This is a genomic window from Pseudomonas sp. GW821-FHT05D12 (assembly GCF_059419825.1).
In genome coordinates, this window is record NZ_JBWKSN010000010.1 from 135923 (window position 1) to 152994 (window position 17072).

The 17072-nt window shown below is 61.5% G+C and carries 11 protein-coding genes; 10 read left to right on the plus strand and 1 reads right to left on the minus strand.

Features of this window, described 5'->3' with window-relative positions; genetic code table 11:
- The first annotated feature begins 29 nt into the window (after positions 1-29).
- The 8 genes from praA (at position 30) to AC07SI_RS19770 (ending at position 10971) form a co-directional block, all read left to right on the plus strand.
- Positions 30-524 (plus strand): alkane oxidation protein activator PraA, encoded by a 495-nt coding sequence (gene praA / locus AC07SI_RS19735; RefSeq protein WP_065907845.1) that lies wholly within the window; start codon positions 30-32, stop codon positions 522-524.
- A gap of 122 nt (positions 525-646) precedes the next feature.
- A complete protein-coding gene (gene praB / locus AC07SI_RS19740) occupies positions 647-1174 on the plus strand; it encodes an alkane oxidation protein activator PraB (protein ID WP_495006332.1) in 528 nt (175 codons plus the stop codon).
- 126 nt (positions 1175-1300) lie between these two features.
- Complete coding sequence (locus AC07SI_RS19745; protein ID WP_495006333.1) at positions 1301-2740, plus strand: outer membrane protein transport protein; 1440 nt, start codon at positions 1301-1303, stop codon at positions 2738-2740.
- Positions 2741-3021: 281 nt separating this feature from the next.
- Positions 3022-5547 (plus strand): acyl-CoA dehydrogenase, encoded by a 2526-nt coding sequence (locus AC07SI_RS19750; RefSeq protein ID WP_495006334.1) that lies wholly within the window; start codon positions 3022-3024, stop codon positions 5545-5547.
- 157 nt (positions 5548-5704) lie between these two features.
- Positions 5705-7048: a 3-oxoacyl-ACP reductase gene (locus AC07SI_RS19755; RefSeq protein ID WP_495006335.1), complete on the plus strand. Its 1344-nt coding sequence runs from the start codon at positions 5705-5707 to the stop codon at positions 7046-7048.
- A 3-nt stretch (positions 7049-7051) separates the two neighbouring features.
- Positions 7052-7942: a MaoC/PaaZ C-terminal domain-containing protein gene (locus AC07SI_RS19760; protein WP_495006336.1), complete on the plus strand. Its 891-nt coding sequence runs from the start codon at positions 7052-7054 to the stop codon at positions 7940-7942.
- Complete coding sequence (locus tag AC07SI_RS19765) at positions 7935-9233, plus strand: acetyl-CoA C-acetyltransferase (RefSeq protein ID WP_495006337.1); 1299 nt, start codon at positions 7935-7937, stop codon at positions 9231-9233. The genes AC07SI_RS19760 and AC07SI_RS19765 overlap by 8 nt, the downstream gene beginning before the upstream one ends.
- Positions 9234-9264: 31 nt before the next feature.
- The gene (locus AC07SI_RS19770) at positions 9265-10971 is read left to right on the plus strand and encodes an AMP-binding protein (protein ID WP_065907856.1); all 1707 of its coding nucleotides are present in this window, start codon (positions 9265-9267) and stop codon (positions 10969-10971) included.
- 472 nt (positions 10972-11443) lie between these two features.
- Here the strand turns inward: AC07SI_RS19770 and AC07SI_RS19775 are convergent, their stop codons facing one another.
- Complete coding sequence (locus AC07SI_RS19775; protein WP_495006338.1) at positions 11444-12559, minus strand: Gfo/Idh/MocA family protein; 1116 nt, start codon at positions 12557-12559, stop codon at positions 11444-11446.
- 391 nt (positions 12560-12950) lie between these two features.
- On the opposite strand from AC07SI_RS19775, the gene AC07SI_RS19780 reads away from it, so the two are divergent.
- A complete protein-coding gene (locus AC07SI_RS19780; RefSeq protein ID WP_177343960.1) occupies positions 12951-13979 on the plus strand; it encodes a WD40/YVTN/BNR-like repeat-containing protein in 1029 nt (342 codons plus the stop codon).
- A gap of 16 nt (positions 13980-13995) precedes the next feature.
- The gene (locus AC07SI_RS19785; RefSeq protein WP_065907861.1) at positions 13996-16371 is read left to right on the plus strand and encodes an efflux RND transporter permease subunit; all 2376 of its coding nucleotides are present in this window, start codon (positions 13996-13998) and stop codon (positions 16369-16371) included.
- Positions 16372-17072: the final 701 nt, after the last annotated feature.

Here is a 17072-nt window from a genome sequence, read left to right on the forward strand (position 1 = left end):
AAAAATAATTAAAGGGAAGGACGTACACCATGCAATCACCTGCCAAGTTCACCACCCACATCGTATTAGCCGCGCTGGGGCTTATCGCCTATCACCAGGCCCAGGCCGCCCGTATCGAACCGGCCGGCAGTGCCTTTACCGCCCAAGGCCCGATCAGTTTTTCCAAGGGCGCGCTGATCAGCGCCGATTGCACCATCAAGGTGGCCGGCAAAGTTGCGGCCGATGGGTCATCGGTGGATGTCGAGAAAGTTGAATTCGATGGCGGCCTCAAGTGCAGCCGTGTCGAAGCCACCAACTTGCCCTGGGTGTTGATTGCCAAAGACACCAAGAGTGGCTCCATGTCGAAGATCAGCGTAGATGTCCACGCCTTCGGCCTGGGCGGCAAGTGCGGGCCTTCTACCGCCGATGGCACCTGGGATAACGCCACCGGCAAGTTGGAGGCGGCCAATGTACCGATTGGCGAAGACTGCAAGATCAAGACGGTGTCGATCAAGATGCCGCCGAACTTCAAAGTTGTTGAATAACGTGCTGCGGTAATTGAATTGAAATTTGGCTGGAAAGGGAAGTTCTGCAGTTTCACCGTGACCTCTCGTTCATGGCCATTACCCCTGGCGAAATGACTCGCCATAACATGTGAGGAAAAACAATGAAAAGTTTGAAAACCCTCGTGTCGTTGTCTGCTTTGGCTGTTTGCATGGGTGCTGCTTCGATGGCCAATGCTGTGAGTATCGCTCCGATCAGCAGTAATTTTTCCGCGTCCGGTTCACTTACTGTGAAGTCACCCTCTTCTTTTCAGTTGCCCATTACGTGTGACGTGAAGTTTGATGGTTCTGTAAACGATGTGGGAATTGCGAGTATCACCAAGGTCACCGTGTCGGGTAGCAACAACCTGTGCAAGCTGCCTCAAATCACGGGTGTGCCATGGACACTGACGGCTACATCCCTGAGTGGTACTTCAGGCGGCGGGAATGTCACCAACGTCGGTTACACCATTCCTGCCACCGTGTTGTATCCAGCGTCCAACTGCGGTCCATCGACCGTTACGGTGGCCTACAACAACAGCACTGGCGTGTTGACCACCAGCCCGACAAGCCAGCCTCTCGGTTCGTCCTGCACCCTTCAAAGCCTGAGTGTAACGGTGACCACATCGCCGCTGCTGCAGATCGTTCCTTAATCGTCCCGTAGAGCACTCTGGGCTGATCACCCACGGCAAAGACAGGTGCCTCGCAAGAGGCATCTGTTGCGACAAACCATCGGTATTTACCCGCTGGGGCGGTATAAAAACAATAAGGAGTGGAGCATGAATAATAAGAAACAACAGGCACAAACATTCCTGAGCCTGGCATTGCTCAGCGGATTCATGGTGGCTGCCGGTTCGGCCCAGGCGGGAGCGTTCATGACGCCGACGACAAACGCCGCCGGCTGGGGGCGCGCATTTGGTGGTGGTTCGTTGTTCAAGAACGACCCGTCATCGGCCTATAACAACCCCGCTGCCATGGCATTTATCGACAAGAACATTTCCCAGTTCACGCTCAACTACGCAAATATCGATATCAAATATAAGGGTAACGCGTACGACTACTCTGGTCGGCCTACGTCGGCCACGGTTTTGGATCCCGACTTCAATCCGATCTACAACACTAGAACGGGAGATGGGGGCCAGGCGGGTTTTGAGGCATGGGTGCCTACCGGCTTCATGGTCATGCCAATTAATGATCGCCTGAACTTCGGCCTGAGTCAGGTCGTCCCGATGGGGGCGAGGACAAGCTACGACAATGATTGGAAAGGCAGGGACTTCGCGGTTGATACGAAGATCGAGACGGTTGCACTGACTGGCTCGCTGTCGTTTAAAGTCACAGACGAATTCTCCGTTGGGGGCGGTGCAATTCTTCAGCACACCTCTGGTTTTGTAAGCCAGAACGTCGACTTGTATGCCGCAGCGGCACAGTCTGCGGACTTCGGTTTTACGCCCTTTGCTGCGGGTCAGGGCTTTTCGTTGATGCGCGTCAAAGTCGACAATACATCGCTGGGCTGGTTCGCCGGTATCGCCTGGAAGCCGACCAGTCAGGACACGCTGGGCCTGAATTACCACGCGAAAATAAAGAATAAGTTAGAGGGTAAATACAACATCTACGCCGACGAACAATCTCGGTTGCTCATGACCACGCCTGTTCTGGACGGTAAAACCCTGGTGGAAATGGCCTACCCAGGCCTGCACCTCTACCCCGATGGAGCCAAGGCCTCTACCCAATTGGATATCCCGGCTACCGCATCCTTCGATTGGGTACATCAATTCAATGATCGTTGGGGTGTTGGCTTCAGCGCCACCTGGACGGATTGGTCATCGTTCAAAGCGCTGACCCTCAAGTCCGAAGGCAGCACCATCGTTTCGATTCCCTATCGCTACAAAGATGCATGGCAATTCTCGTACGGCACCGACTACAAACTGACTGACGACTTTACCGTGCGTGGCGGTGTTTCTTTTGACCAGACGCCTACGCCGGACGCCACCCGTGACCCGCGTATTCCGGACGGTGACCGCACGTTCGTGTCCCTGGGCTTGGGCTACAAAGTCCGCGCAATACCAGGCTTGAGCGTCGACGGTGCTTATTCCCATCAATTCGTAGAGACCGTCAAGCTGAGGACTAAAAACGTGGATCGCCTTGGAGGGGCCAGCCTCGATGGCAAGTCAGAGGCGCGTGGTGATGTGGTTAGCGTATCTGCAACTTACGAGTTTTGATCCGGCCACATTCATATTTGCCAGCAGTTAGCGCATCTTTCTGTTGTGCTGCATATGGATGACGCATCGACGGGTTGCCCACGCGACCCGTTCCGATTTTCTGATCCCATCAACCCATCAGGCTGACCCATTCAGCCGCCAATTTTTTCGCCCAAGCATTAAATAAAAATTTCAAAACAAAATTTGAATTTAGCTTTCCAAGTTTGTAGTGTGGCTTTACGCTGCAGGTCAATCCGACCTTCCGCACGTAAACCACGCCCTGAATCGAGTCGAGGTATCCCATGGTTATCTGGTTATTGGTGGGTTTCGCAGCTGCGATTGCCCTGGCGTATCGACAAGCCGCTGCCACCCTGTGGTTGGGCGCTGGCCTGGTCTGGTTGGCGATTGGTTACCTGTTCAACGTGGTGGCGGCGTTCGGCGCCACCGTCGCTGCGGTGCTGGTGGTGTTACCGGCGTTGCTGATGACCCTCAAACCGCTACGCCGCACGTTGTTGACCAGCAAGGCCCTCGGCCTGTTTCGTACGATCATGCCGGCGATGTCCGACACCGAACGCGCGGCCATCGAGTCCGGCACCGTGTGGTGGGACGCCGAGCTGTTCAGCGGCAAGCCCAACTGGCAGCGCCTGCTGCAAGCTGCGCCGGCCAGCCTGAGCGCGGAGGAGCAAGCCTTCCTCGACAATGAGGTGGAAACCCTCTGTGACATCGCCAACGACTGGGAAACCACCCAGGTCTGGCAGGACATGTCGCCCGAAGGCTGGCAGTACACCAAGGACGCCGGCTTCCTCGGCATGATCATTCCCAAGCAGTACGGTGGCAAAGGCTTCTCCCACTATGCGCATTCGCAGGTGGTGATGAAGCTGTCGACGCGCTGCTCGGCGGCGGCGATCTCGGTGATGGTGCCCAACTCCCTCGGCCCGGCCGAGTTGCTGTTGCACTACGGCACCGATGCCCAGCGCAACTACTACTTGCCGCGCCTGGCGCGGGGTGAAGACATCCCGTGCTTTGCGCTGACCAGCCCGTATGCGGGCTCGGACGCCGGGGCGATTCCCGACCTGGGCATCGTCTGCAAAGGCACGCATGAAGGCGAGGAAGTCCTGGGGTTTCGCGTGACCTGGGACAAGCGCTACATCACCCTGGGCCCGATCGCCACGGTGCTTGGCCTGGCGTTTCGCGCCGAAGACCCGGAAGGCTTGCTCGGCCAGCCCGGCTCGCTGGGGATCACCTGCGCGCTGATCCCGACGTCGCACCCAGGCGTCAACAGTGGCCGTCGCCACTGGCCGCTCAACGCGGTGTTCCAGAACGGTCCTACCACCGGCAAGGATGTTTTCATTCCGCTGGAGTGGGTAATTGGTGGTCGAGAACAAGTCGGCAATGGCTGGCGCATGCTGATGGAATGCCTGGCCGCCGGCCGCGCGATTTCCCTGCCATCGGCCAACGTCGGTCTGGGCAAGGTCGCGGTGCGCGGCACCACGGCCTACGCGGCGATGCGCAAGCAGTTCGGCCTGCCCATCGGCAAGTTCGAAGGCGTGCAGGCGCCGCTGGCGCGCATGGCCGGGCACTTGTATGCCTGCGATGCGGTGCGCAAGGTCTCGGTGGCGTCCCTGGACGCCGGTGAGAAACCGTCGGTGATCTCGGCCATCGCCAAGTACCACGTCACCGAACGGGCGCGGATTATCGTCAACGACGGCATGGACATCGTCGCCGGCAAGGGCATCTGCATGGGGCCCAATAACTTCCTGGCGCGCGCCTACCAGCAGAGCCCCATCGCCATCACGGTGGAAGGCGCGAACATCATGACGCGCTGCCTGATCATCTTTGGCCAGGGCCTTATCCGCTGCCATCCTTATGTGTTCCGCGAGATGGAAGCGGCGCGCCACCCGGACCGGCGCAAGGCCCTGGAAGATTTCGACAGCGCGATGTTCGGCCATATCAGTTTTGTGTTGGCCAATACCGTGCGTGCAGCGGTGCATTCCCTGACGGGCGGGCGGCTGATTTCCGCCCCGGCCAAGACCGACCCGGCGTTGGCGTCCTACTATCGCCAGGCTAATCGCCTGTCGGTGGTGCTGGCGCTGATTTCGGATATTTCCATGGGCGTGCTGGGCGGTGCCCTCAAGCGCAAGGAAAGTATTACCGGGCGCCTGGGCGATATTCTCTCGCAGCTGTACATCCTGTCCTGCGTACTCAAGCGCTTCGAGGACGACGGTCGGCCCCAGGCGGATTTGCCGCTGGTGCATTGGGCGGCGCAGGACGCGTTGTTGCGCGGCCATGAAGCGCTGGCCGAAGTGCTCGACAACTACCCGTCGAAAGCCGCCGCCGCAGTGGTGCGGAGCTTGAGTTTCCCGTTCGGCATTCCCCTGCACAAACCCTCGGATCGCCTGCTGGCCCAGGTGGCCGATGTGGTGCAGACCCCCGGCGAAACCCGCGACCGTCTGCTGGCCAATTCCTACATCCCGCGTCCGGAAATTGACAAGCTGGCCTACGGCGAACTCGGTTTCCGCCTGTTGCCGCAAGTCGAGCTGATCGATGCTCGCCTCAAGCCTGCGGTCAAGCAGGGGCTGATCGAGCCGATGCCGATCTCGGCCACGGCCTTCACCGCCTGGCGCGTCAAGGCGCGGGCGCTGGACCTGATCAGCGACGACGAAGACAGCTTGCTGGGGCGCTACGTGGAATACGCCGATCACGGCATCCAGGTGGACGATTTCCCGCAGGACTTCGGCTTGCTGGAGGCGTTGCAACAGCGCAAGCAAACGCTGGAACCGCCGGCAAAGCGCAAGTCCAGCCAGGGTGAAAACGCCTCGGTCAATTGAGTGGTACTGAATGAACACGCTCAGTGTGGGAGCTGGCTTGCCTGCGATGCAGGCGACTCGGTCTATCAGTCAAGCCGGGCCGCTGCCATCGCAGGCAAGCCAGCTCCCACATTGACCGGGTTTACAAGGCAGGAATGTGTTGTGAGTGGATCTATCTATGAGTGACAGCTATCTAGCGTTCGTCAGTTCTCCTTGGGGCCGCCGCCTGGCCGGGGCCATCGGTTTGCCCCAACCCTTGCCGTTGCAACGCCATCGCAGCGGCCAGCAAGGCCTCGCCAACCCGGTGATCCTGGCCGGGGCAGGGCGCCTGGCCGGCGAAGTGCAGCGCATTTTCGGCGACACCGACACGGTCACCGCCACTGCGGCCACGCTCAAGGCGCCGTCCACGGTGAAAGTGCAGGGCGCGGTGTTCGATGCCAGCGGCGTGACCGACCTGCAGCAACTCGACGAGCTGTATGTCTTCTTCCACGCCAACGCCAAGCGCCTCGGCCAGCACGGTCGCGTGGTGGTGCTCGGCACGGCGCCGGAACATTGCGCCGACTTGCCCCAGGCCATCGCGCAGCGCGCCCTCGAAGGCTTGGTGCGCTCATTGGCCAAGGAGTTGCGCCGGGCCATCACCGTGCAGTTGCTGTACGTGGCGCCGGGGGCGGAGGAGGCGCTGGACAGCAGCCTGCGGTTCTTCCTGTCGCGCCGGTCGGCCTATGTGTCCGGGCAAGTGGTGCGCCTGGAAGCCCCGGTGGACGGTCACGTCACGGTCAATTGGGACAAGCCCTTCGCCGGCCGCCGCGCGCTGGTCACGGGCGCGTCGCGTGGCATTGGCCTGGCCATCGCCCAAGTGCTGGCGCGTGACGGTGCCCATGTGGTCTGCGTGGACGTGCCCCAGGCCCACGACGCGCTGCAGCAAGCCGCCAGCAGTGTCGGCGGCTCGGCCCTGCCGCTGGATATCACCGCTGCCGATGCCACCGCGTTGTTGCATACGCATATCAGCCAATACGGCGCCTTCGATGTGGTGGTGCACAACGCCGGGATCACCCGCGACAAGACCATCGCGAAGATGACTGAGGCAGCCTGGCGCAGTGTGCTGGCGGTCAACCTCGAAGCGCCGTTGCAACTGAGCCAGGCGCTGCTCGACCATCAGGGCCTGAACGCTGGTGGGCGCATCGTGTGCGTGTCGTCGATTTCCGGCATCGCCGGCAACCTCGGGCAGAGCAACTACGCGACCTCCAAGGCCGGCGTGATTGGCCTGGTGCAAGGCCTGGCCCGGCAGGCAGCGGCGCAACAGGTGACGGTGAATGCCGTGGCGCCGGGGTTTATCGAAACCCAGATGACCGCAAAAATCCCGTTGATGATTCGCGAAGCGGGGCGGCGCATGAACTCGATGTCCCAGGGCGGCCAGCCGATCGATGTGGCCGAGACCATCGCCTGGCTGGCACACCCGGCATCCGGCGCCGTCAATGGCCAGGTCGTACGCGTGTGCGGGCAAAGCCTGCTGGGAGCCTGAGCCATGGACTACGTGACGCAGATCATCGACCCGCCACCCTCGCGCACCCGCCTGCTGCTGGATGGCGTGCGCGCCCTGCGCAAGCCCAAGCTCGACGGTGTGCCGGTGCTGCCCAAGGAGCGCCTGGTGCGCTCGGCGGTGGAGCTGAGCGCCACCGGCATTGCCGGCTATGGCCGTGCGTGTGGCTTTCGTCACGAGCAGGGGGTGCCGTTGTCCTACCCGCATGTGTTGGCGTTCCCGTTGCATCTGATGCTGTTGACCCGGCCGAGCTTCCCGTACCCGGCCAGCGGCATGGTGCACCTGGCCAACCGCATTCGGCAGCACCAGCGGTTGCACCCAGGCCAGGCGTTGCGCATCGAGGTGTACGCCGAGCGCTGGGTCGCGCACCCCAAGGGCCAGGCATTGAGCATCGCCACCCGTGCCTACAGTGCCGATGCGCTGGTGTGGGAAAGCGACAGCCTGTACCTGCGCCGCGACGTGAAGAACCCGCTCGGCGAGCCGTGGGGCGAGTCGCTGGAGTTGCCGGAAGAGGGCCTTTTGCGCACGCAACGCTGGGTATTGCCGGCCGACCTGGGCCGACGTTTCGCCAAGGTGTCGGGGGATTTCAACCCGATCCACACCTCGGTGATCGGCGCGAAAATCTTCGGTTTTCGCCGCGCCATCGCCCATGGCATGTGGACCCTTGGCCGAGCGCTCGCCGCCCAGCAGCCACCTGGAGGCCTGGACCAGGCCGAAGCCCATTGCGATTTCAAACTGCCGATCTACCTGCCCGGCCAGGTCGCCCTGTGGAGCCACCCCGTGACCGGCCCGCGCCGTGCATTCGAGGTGCGCAATGCCGCCGGCGACAAACCCCATATGCGTGGGCTCTTTATTTGGAAAGCCTTAGATGAGTGACTACAGCTTCAACCCGGCTCCGACCCGCCGCGTGGCGATCATCGGCGGCAACCGCATTCCGTTTGCCCGCTCCAACACCGTGTACGCCCATGACAGCAACCAGGATTTGCTGGTGGCAGCGCTGCAAGGCCTGGTCGACCGCTACAACCTGCACGGCCAGCGCCTGGGCGAGTTCGCCGCCGGCGCGGTGATCAAGCATTCGCGCGATTTCAACCTGGCGCGCGAGTCGTTGCTGTCCACCACGCTGTCGCCGCAAACCCCGGCCTACGACGTGCAACAAGCCTGCGGCACCGGCCTGGAAGCGGCGCTGCTGGTGGCGAATAAGATTGCCCTGGGCCAGATCGAAGTGGGCATCGCCGGCGGCGCCGACACCACCTCCGATGCGCCCATCGGCATCAACGAATCCCTGCGCCACACGCTGCTGGCGGCCAATCGCGCCAAGGGCATGGGCGACAAGCTCAAGGCATTGCTGAAAGTGCGCCCGTCGATGTTGTTCAAGCCGCTGCTCCCCCGTAACGGCGAGCCGCGCACGGGCTTGTCGATGGGCGAGCACTGCGAAGAAATGGCCAAGCGCTGGCAGATCAAGCGCCTGGCGCAGGACGAACTGACCCTGACCAGCCACCAGCGTCTGGACGCTGCCTATAAACGCGGCTTTTTCGACGACTTGATCAGCCCCCATCGCGGCCTGGCCCGCGACAATAACCTGCGTGCCGACGCGAGCCTGGAGAAGCTCGCCGGCCTGTCCCCGGCCTATGACCGGCAGAACGGCACGCTCACGGCGGGCAACTCCACGCCGCTCACCGATGGCGCCTCGGTGGTGTTGCTGGCCAGTGAAGAGTGGGCAGCGACCAATGGCTGGCCGGTGCTGGCCTACCTGCGCACTGGCGAAACGGCGGCGGTGAATTTTGTCGACGGCACCGAAGGCCTGCTGATGGCTCCGGCCTATGCAGTGCCGCGCATGCTCAAGCGCGAAGGGCTGAGCTTTGCCGACTTCGACTTCTTCGAGATCCACGAAGCCTTCGCCGCCCAGGTGCTGTGCACGCTCAAGGCTTGGGAGGACGCCGATTATTGCCGCGAGCGGCTAGGCTTGGAGACTCCGCTCGGCCCGATCGAACGCAGCAAAATGAACGTCAACGGCGGCTCGCTGGGCTGTGGTCACCCGTTTGCCGCCACCGGTGGCCGGCAGTTGGCGGCGCTGGCCAAGGCCATCCATGAGCGGGGTGGCGGCCGCGGCCTGATTTCGATCTGCGCGGCGGGCGGGTTGGGCATTACTGCCATCGTCGAAAAGTAGCTCTATCAAAAACAACAACAAGGAGACTGCCATGAACGCTGTAAGCCAGGAACAAACCGAACGGATCTGGTTGAACGCTTACCTGCCCGGCGTACCGGCAGACATCGATGCCGCTATCGAGGACTACCCGTCGTTGCGCGAGGTGTTCGTGGAGCATCTGGAGAAGTTTCGCGAGCGGGTTGCCTACGTCAGCATCGGCACCGAAATGACCTACGCCGACTGGCACGTGCAAGGCATTGCCTTTGCCGCCTGGCTGCAAGGCCAGGGCGTACAGCCGGGCGACCGCGTGGCGCTGATGATGCCCAACTGCTTGCAGTACCCGATCTGCCTGTTGGGCACGATCCTGGCCGGCGCGGTGGTGGTCAACGTCAACCCGCTGTACACCTCCCATGAGCTCAAGCATTTGCTCAAGGACAGCGGCGCCGAAACCGTGGTGATCTTCGAAAACTTCGCCCACACCCTGGAAAAAGTCATCGGCGGCAGCAGCGTCAAGCGCGTGGTGGTGGCGGCCATCGGCGATTTGCTCGGTACGCTCAAGGGCGCGGCGATGAACTTCATCCTGCGCCGCGTGCAAAAGCAGGTGCCCACGTTCAACCTGCGCGGCGCGGTGCGTTTCAATCAGGTGCTCAAGCAGGGCCGGGGGCTGAACCATTTTCCGGTGGGCATGCACCTTGATGACCTGGCGTTCCTGCAATACACCGGCGGCACCACGGGCGACGCCAAGGGCGTGATGCTCAGCCACCGCAATATCATTGCCAACCTGCTGCAGGCCAAGGCCTGGGTCGGCGATCAACTGGACCAGGACAAGCAGGAAACCAACGTCACCCTGCTGCCGCTGTACCACATCTTTTCGCTGACGGTGAACTGCCTGATGTTCATGTGCCTCGGCGGGCGCAACATCCTCATCGCCAACCCGCGGGATGTGAAGCGCGTGCAGATGATCCTGCGCAAGGAGCGCTTCAACGGGATTGCCGGGGTCAATACGCTGTTCAATGGCTTGCTGGAAAACCCGGAGTTCTGCGCGCGGGACTTTTCCGACCTGCGCATGGTGATCGCCGGTGGCATGGCCACGCACACGGCAGTGGCCAAGCGCTGGAAGGAAGTCACCGGGCTGCCGATCATCGAAGGCTACGGCCTGACCGAGTGTTCGCCGGTGGTGAGCATCAGCCCGATCAACATCGCCCGCATGCGCGAGATGGACTTCACCGGTAGCATTGGCGTGCCGTTGCCGTCGACCTGGGTGCGGTTTGTTCGCGAAGACGGCGAGCTGGCCGAACTCGGCGAGCAGGGCGAACTGCAAGTGCGCGGCCCGCAGGTGATGCAGGGTTACTGGCAGCGGCCGAAGGAAACCGCCGAGGTGCTGGATGCCGAAGGCTGGCTGTCGACCGGTGATATCGGGGTGATGGATGAGCGCGGTTATATCCGCCTGGTGGACCGCAAGAAAGACATGATCCTGGTCTCGGGCTTCAACGTGTACCCGAATGAAATCGAGGACGTGGTGGCCTTGCACCCCGGCGTCGGGGAAGTCGCGGCGATTGGCGTGGAAGATGGCGTGACCGGCGAGAAGGTCAAGATCATCGTGGTGCGCAAGGACCCGAACCTGACCCAGGAACAGATCCTCGCCCATTGCCGTGAATACCTGACGGGCTACAAGATGCCGAAGTATGTGGAATTCCGAACCACGGAATTGCCGAAAACCACCGTCGGCAAAGTCCTGCGCCGCGCCTTGCGGAGCTGAAGGTCCGGCCCCCCAGTAGGAGCTGGCTTGCCCGCGATGGCGAGCGTGACAGATATACCGCTATCGCAGGCAAGCCAGCTCCCACATTTGGGGTGTATTCCAAGGTTGGAACCGGGTTGTGTCGTTGGTAGAAATGTGGGCGTAGCACCGCGAATCCCAAGCCGAACAACGGTCAAAACTGTGGGAGCGGGCTTGCCCGCGAAAGCGGTGTTTCAGTCAATGAATAGGGTGACTGATCCAGCGCCTTCGCGAGCAAGCCCGCTCCCACATTTAGCTTGCAATCCAAGGTTGGAACCGGGTTGTGCCGTCGGTGAAACTGTTAGTGCAGCACTCCGGATTCCAAGTCCGAACAGTGATCAAAGTGTGGGAGCGGGCTTGCTCGCGAAAGCGGTGTGTCAGTCAATGAATAGGGTAACTGATCCAGCGCCTTCGCGAGCAAGCCCGCTCCCACATTTGGGGTGTATTCCAATGTTCAAACCGTGTCCACTGTTACCCAGCGTTCCTCACGGGCAGCGACGCGAATCGCGGTGGCCAGCCGCTCCACTGCCCACGCGGCGTCAAAGTCGGTGCCGTCCGCCCCCTGGCCCGCCACGGCCATGATTAACTCCTGGACTTCCAGCGTCTTCAGTTCGTTGTAACCCAATTGGTGCCCGGCCGCCGGGCTGAACGCTGCGTAGCCGGGCAGGGCGGGGCCTGCCAGCAGGCGCTGGAAACCGTCCTGGCCGGCACGGCACAGGCGCAGTTCGTTCAAGCGCTCCTGGTCGAAGGCCAAGGTGCCCAGGGTGCCGCTGATCTCGAAACTCAGGTGGTTCTTGTAGCCATGCTTGAGCCAACTGCTGCTCACCGTGCCGCGCGCGCCATTGGCGAAGCGCAGCAGGGCATGCACCTGGTCGTCCACCGCGATGGCTTTGCGCTCATCGCTGCCGTGTACCGCAGGGCGCTGGGCGTGGACGGTCTGGGTGTCGGCGCACACGCTGGCCACATCGCCCACCAGATAGTGCGCCATCGACAGCAAGTGGCTGCCCAGGTCCGCCAGCGCGCCGCCGGCATGCGCCACTTCGCAGCGCCATGACCACGGCGACGCCGGGTCGGCCATGAAGTCTTCGCTGAACTCGCCCTGGAAGCTGATGATTTCGCCGAGATCGCCGTTGGCAATCATCCGCCGAGCCAGGCCGATCATCGGGTTGTGCTGATAGTTGTAGCCGACCCGCGTCACCACCCCGGCCGCACGGGCGGCGCGGCGCATGGCGTCGGCCTGTTCGAGGCTGACGGCCAGCGGTTTTTCGCAGTACACCGCCTTGCCGGCCGCAATTGCGGCCATGGCCATGGGGTAATGCAGGTGGTTGGGGGTGGTGATGGCCACGACATCGACGGCAGGATCATCGATCAGCGCCTGCCAGTCGCCGTGGGCCTGGGCGAAACCCCAGGCCTTGGCGCAGCGCTGGGCGCGCTCGGTATCGGCATCGGCCAGCGCGGCCAGCTTGAGGTGTACCGGCAGGTCAAATACCGCCCGGGCGTTATTGAATGCCAGGGCATGGGCGCGGCCCATGAAGCCTGTGCCGATCAAGCCGATTCCGAGTTCACGCATAGCCGTGGTCCTTTGGTTTATTGTTTTCAGGTAGCTATTAATGGAATAAAAATTCTCATAATTCAAGATATGGAATAAAAATTCATTGAGCGGGTGGTTGATCGTTCCCACGCTCTGCGTGGGAATGCAGTCCTTGACGCTCCGCGTCACTCCTCACGCCTCGGCAGCGGTAAACGATCAATCAGTGCGACTGATGGCGCCATATTCAGCACGTGGCCAAACGCCGCCAGTTAACAAAAGATAACGTAGCGCCGATTGTCAGACGATTCGAAAGCCCGATAGGATGGCCCCTGCTTCCTTCAGGCGCTCTAGATTGCAGGTTTCAGGCGCCAGGAAGGCAAGACGACCTAACAATAATAAATCGGGAGAAAGGTCTATGAGTGAGCCTGTCATGGGTTGGGTTGTTTGCCGCCCACGCGCCGCACGCAAGGTTGCGTTGCTGGCCGCAGCGCTCTCGCTGTTTGGGGCAGTCGCGTTGCCGACTGTCGTCCAGGCCGCCAGCGATACCACTTTTGCGATTGAATCCCCCAAGGCCGCCAAAGGCCTGATGATCGATGTCGTCCATGCCGGCAAGCGCCTGGTGGCCGTCGGTGATCGCGGGCATATCCTCTATTCCGATGACCAGGGCAGTACCTGGACCCAAGCCAAAGTGCCTACCCGGCAGCTGCTCACGGCGGTGTTTTTCGTCGATGACAAGCACGGCTGGGCAGTCGGCCATGATGCACAGATCCTCGCCAGTGCAGACGGCGGCGCGACCTGGACCCAGCAATACCAGGACCTCAAGCGCGAAGCACCATTGCTCGACGTGTGGTTCAAGGATGCCGAGCACGGCCTGGCCGTGGGCGCCTACGGTGCGCTGATCGCGACCGACGACGGCGGCAAGACCTGGGCAGACGTCAGCGATCGCCTCGACAACGAAGACCAGTTCCACCTCAACGCCATTGCGCACATCAAGGACGCCGGCCTGTTTATCGTCGGCGAGCAGGGCAGCATGTTCCGCTCCAGCGACGACGGCCAGACCTGGGAAAAGCTCGAAGGCCCCTACGAGGGCTCGCTGTTTGGCGTGATCAGCACAGCGCAGCCGCAGACCCTGTTGGCCTACGGCCTGCGCGGCAATCTCTACCGCTCTACCGATTTCGGCAGTACCTGGGAGCAGGTTGAACTGCCGGCGGCACGCGGTGCGCTGGAGTTTGGCCTGTCGGGGGCGACCTTGCTCGACGACGGATCGCTGGTGGTGGTCGGCAATGGCGGCAGCGTGGTGGTCAGTCATGACGACGGCCAGACCTTCAGCGTGTTCAATCGCCCGGACCGCATTTCCCTCTCGTCGGTGACGGCAGCAGGCAATGGCAACTTGATTCTGGCCGGGCAGGGTGGCGTGCGTGTTGCCACTGCGACTGGCGCTGAACTGGCAAAACAATAAAAAAGGCGGGGAAAGAATGAGCAGTCATCACAACGATAAAGCGACCTTTCTTGAGCGCCTGATCTTCAACAACCGTCCGGCAGTGATCGTGATCTGCCTGCTGGTGAGTATTTTCCTGTTCTGGCAGGCGACGCTGATCCGCCCGTCCACCAGCTTTGAAAAGATGATCCCCCTCAAGCACCCCTTCATCGAAAAAATGATGGAGCACCGCAACGACCTGGCCAACCTGGGCAATACCGTGCGCATCTCGGTGGAGGCCAAGGACGGTGACATCTTCACCAAGGAGTACATGGAGACCCTGCGGCAGATCAACGACGAGGTGTTCTACATCTCCGGCGTCGACCGCTCGGGCCTCAAGTCGCTGTGGAGCCCCAGCGTACGCTGGACCGAAGTGACCGAAGAAGGTTTTGCCGGCGGTGAAGTGATCCCGCAGAGCTACAACGGCTCGCCGGAAAGCCTCGACCAACTGCGCAACAACGTGCTCAAGTCCGGCCAGGTCGGGCGCCTGGTGGCCAACGATTTCAAGTCGAGCATTGTCGACATTCCGCTGCTGGAGTCCTACCCGGACCCGCAGGACCAGGGCAAGCTGCTGGCCCTGGACTACCAGAAGTTTTCCCACGAGCTTGAGGACAAGATCCGCACCAAGTTCCAGGAACAGAACCCCAACGTGCAGATCCACATCGTCGGCTTCGCCAAGAAGGTCGGTGACCTGATCGACGGGTTGATCATGGTGGTGCTGTTCTTCGGCGTGGCCTTTGTCATCACGCTGATCCTGCTGCTGTGGTTCACCAACTGCCTGCGCAGTACCATCGCGGTGCTCAGCACGACGCTGGTGGCGGTGGTCTGGCAACTGGGGCTGATGCACTTTTTCGGTTTCGGCCTCGACCCGTATTCGATGCTGGTGCCGTTCCTGATTTTCGCCATCGGGATTTCCCATGGCGTGCAGAAGATCAACGGTATCGCCCTGCAGTCCAGTGAGGCCGACAACGCGCTGACGGCCGCACGCCGCACCTTCCGGCAACTGTTCCTGCCGGGCATGATCGCGATTCTCGCCGACGCGGTGGGCTTCATCACGCTGCTGATCATCGACATCGGCGTGATCCGCGAACTGGCCATCGGCGCCTCCATCGGCGTGGCGGTGATCGTGTTCACCAACCTGATCCTGTTGCCGGTGGCGATCTCCTATGTCGGCATCAGCAAACGCGCGATTGCCAAGAGCAAAAAGGACGCCAACCGCGATCACCCGTTCTGGCGCCTGCTGTCGAATTTCGCCAGCGCCAAGGTCGCGCCGGTGTCCATCGTACTGGCGCTGATCGCCTTCGGTGGCGGCCTGTGGTACAGCCAGAACCTGAAGATCGGCGACCTGGACCAGGGCGCCCCGGAACTGCGTCCGGACTCGCGCTACAACAAGGACAACAACTTCATCATCAACAATTACTCCACCAGCTCCGACGTGCTGGTGGTGATGGTCAAGACCAAGGCCGAAGGCTGCTCGCGCTACGAAGCCATGGATCCCATCGACCAGTTGATGTGGAAGATGCAGAACACCGAAGGCGTGCAATCGGCGATCTCGCTGGTGACCGTGTCCAAGCAGATGATCAAGGGCATGAACGAGGGCAACCTGAAATGGGAAACCCTGTCGCGCAACCCCGACGTGCTCAATAACTCCATCGCCCGTGCCGATGGCCTGTACAACAACAATTGCTCGCTCGCCCCGGTGCTGGTGTTCCTCAACGACCACAAGGCCGCGACCCTCGATCGCGCCGTGCATGCGGTGCAGGACTTCGCCAAGGAGAACAACAAGGACGGGCTGGAATTCCTGCTCGCTGCCGGTAACGCCGGGATCGAGGCCGCCACCAACGAGGTGATCAAGGAGGCCGAGCTGACCATCCTGATCCTGGTCTACCTGTGCGTGGCGACCATGTGCATGATCACCTTCCGTTCCTGGGCGGCGACCCTGTGCATCGTGCTGCCGCTGGTGCTGACCTCGGTGCTGGGCAACGCGCTGATGGCGTTCATGGGTATCGGCGTCAAGGTCGCGACCTTACCGGTGGTAGCGTTGGGCGTGGGGATTGGCGTGGACTACGGCATCTACATCTACAGCCGCCTGGAAAGTTTCCTGCGTGCAGGGTTGCCGTTGCAGGAAGCCTATTACCAGACGCTCAAGTCGACCGGTAAAGCCGTGTTGTTCACCGGCCTGTGCCTGGCGATTGGCGTGTGCACCTGGATCTTCTCGGCGATCAAGTTCCAGGCCGACATGGGCCTGATGCTGACCTTCATGCTGCTGTGGAACATGTTCGGTGCGCTGTGGCTCCTGCCAGCACTGGCGCGCTTCCTGATCAAGCCCGAGAAGCTCGCAGGGCAGAAGGGCAACTCGCTGTTTGCCCATTGAGGCAGGACTTGGGGCTAGCAGGCTTCATGTGGAGAGTGGGATTGGTTGTGGCTAGCGGGCTTCATGTGGAGAGTGGGATTGGTTGTGGCTAGCGGGCTTCTTGTGGAGAGTGGGATTGGTTGTGGCTAGTGGGCTTCATGTGGAGAGTGGGATTGGTTGTGGCTGGTGGGCTTCATGTGAAAAGTGGGATTGGTTGTGGCTAGCGGGCTTCATGTGGAGAGTGGGATTGGTTGTGGCTGGTGGGCTTCATGTGAAAAGTGGGATGGTTGTGGCTAGCGGGCTCCTTGTGGTGAGCGGGCTTGCCCGCGTTGGGCTGCGTAGCAGCCCCTTTCCCACACACTGCGGTTTGCCTGAAACAACGCGGCGGATGGAGTGGGGGCGCTGCGCACCCCAACGCGGGGCAAGCCCGCTCGCCACAACAGCCCTGCCCATCACAACGGTTCTGTTCATCACAAGAGGACTGCTCATCACAACAGTCCTGCTCATCACAGGAGGCCTGCTCGCCAGCGTTTCCCCTCAAGGCGCGAGCGGAGAGTGGGATTGGTTATGGCTAGCAGGCTTTATGTGGAAAGTGGGATTGTTGTGGCTAGCGGGCTTCTTGTGGTGAGCGGGCTTGCCCCGCGTTGGGCTGCGCAGCAGCCCCTTTTCCACACACTGCGGTTTGCCTGGAACAACGCGGCGGATGTAGTGGGGGCGCTGCG

Coding starts and splice junctions, on each gene's coding strand:
- AC07SI_RS19745 (WP_495006333.1), top strand. CDS start 1,301: ATGAATAATAAGAAACAACAGGCACAAACATTCCTGAGCCTGGCATTG.
- AC07SI_RS19755 (WP_495006335.1), top strand. CDS start 5,705: ATGAGTGACAGCTATCTAGCGTTCGTCAGTTCTCCTTGGGGCCGCCGC.
- AC07SI_RS19765 (WP_495006337.1), top strand. CDS start 7,935: ATGAGTGACTACAGCTTCAACCCGGCTCCGACCCGCCGCGTGGCGATC.
- AC07SI_RS19760 (WP_495006336.1), top strand. CDS start 7,052: ATGGACTACGTGACGCAGATCATCGACCCGCCACCCTCGCGCACCCGC.
- praB (WP_495006332.1), top strand. CDS start 647: ATGAAAAGTTTGAAAACCCTCGTGTCGTTGTCTGCTTTGGCTGTTTGC.
- AC07SI_RS19750 (WP_495006334.1), top strand. CDS start 3,022: ATGGTTATCTGGTTATTGGTGGGTTTCGCAGCTGCGATTGCCCTGGCG.
- AC07SI_RS19775 (WP_495006338.1), bottom strand. CDS start 12,559: ATGCGTGAACTCGGAATCGGCTTGATCGGCACAGGCTTCATGGGCCGC.
- AC07SI_RS19770 (WP_065907856.1), top strand. CDS start 9,265: ATGAACGCTGTAAGCCAGGAACAAACCGAACGGATCTGGTTGAACGCT.
- AC07SI_RS19785 (WP_065907861.1), top strand. CDS start 13,996: ATGAGCAGTCATCACAACGATAAAGCGACCTTTCTTGAGCGCCTGATC.
- AC07SI_RS19780 (WP_177343960.1), top strand. CDS start 12,951: ATGGGTTGGGTTGTTTGCCGCCCACGCGCCGCACGCAAGGTTGCGTTG.
- praA (WP_065907845.1), top strand. CDS start 30: ATGCAATCACCTGCCAAGTTCACCACCCACATCGTATTAGCCGCGCTG.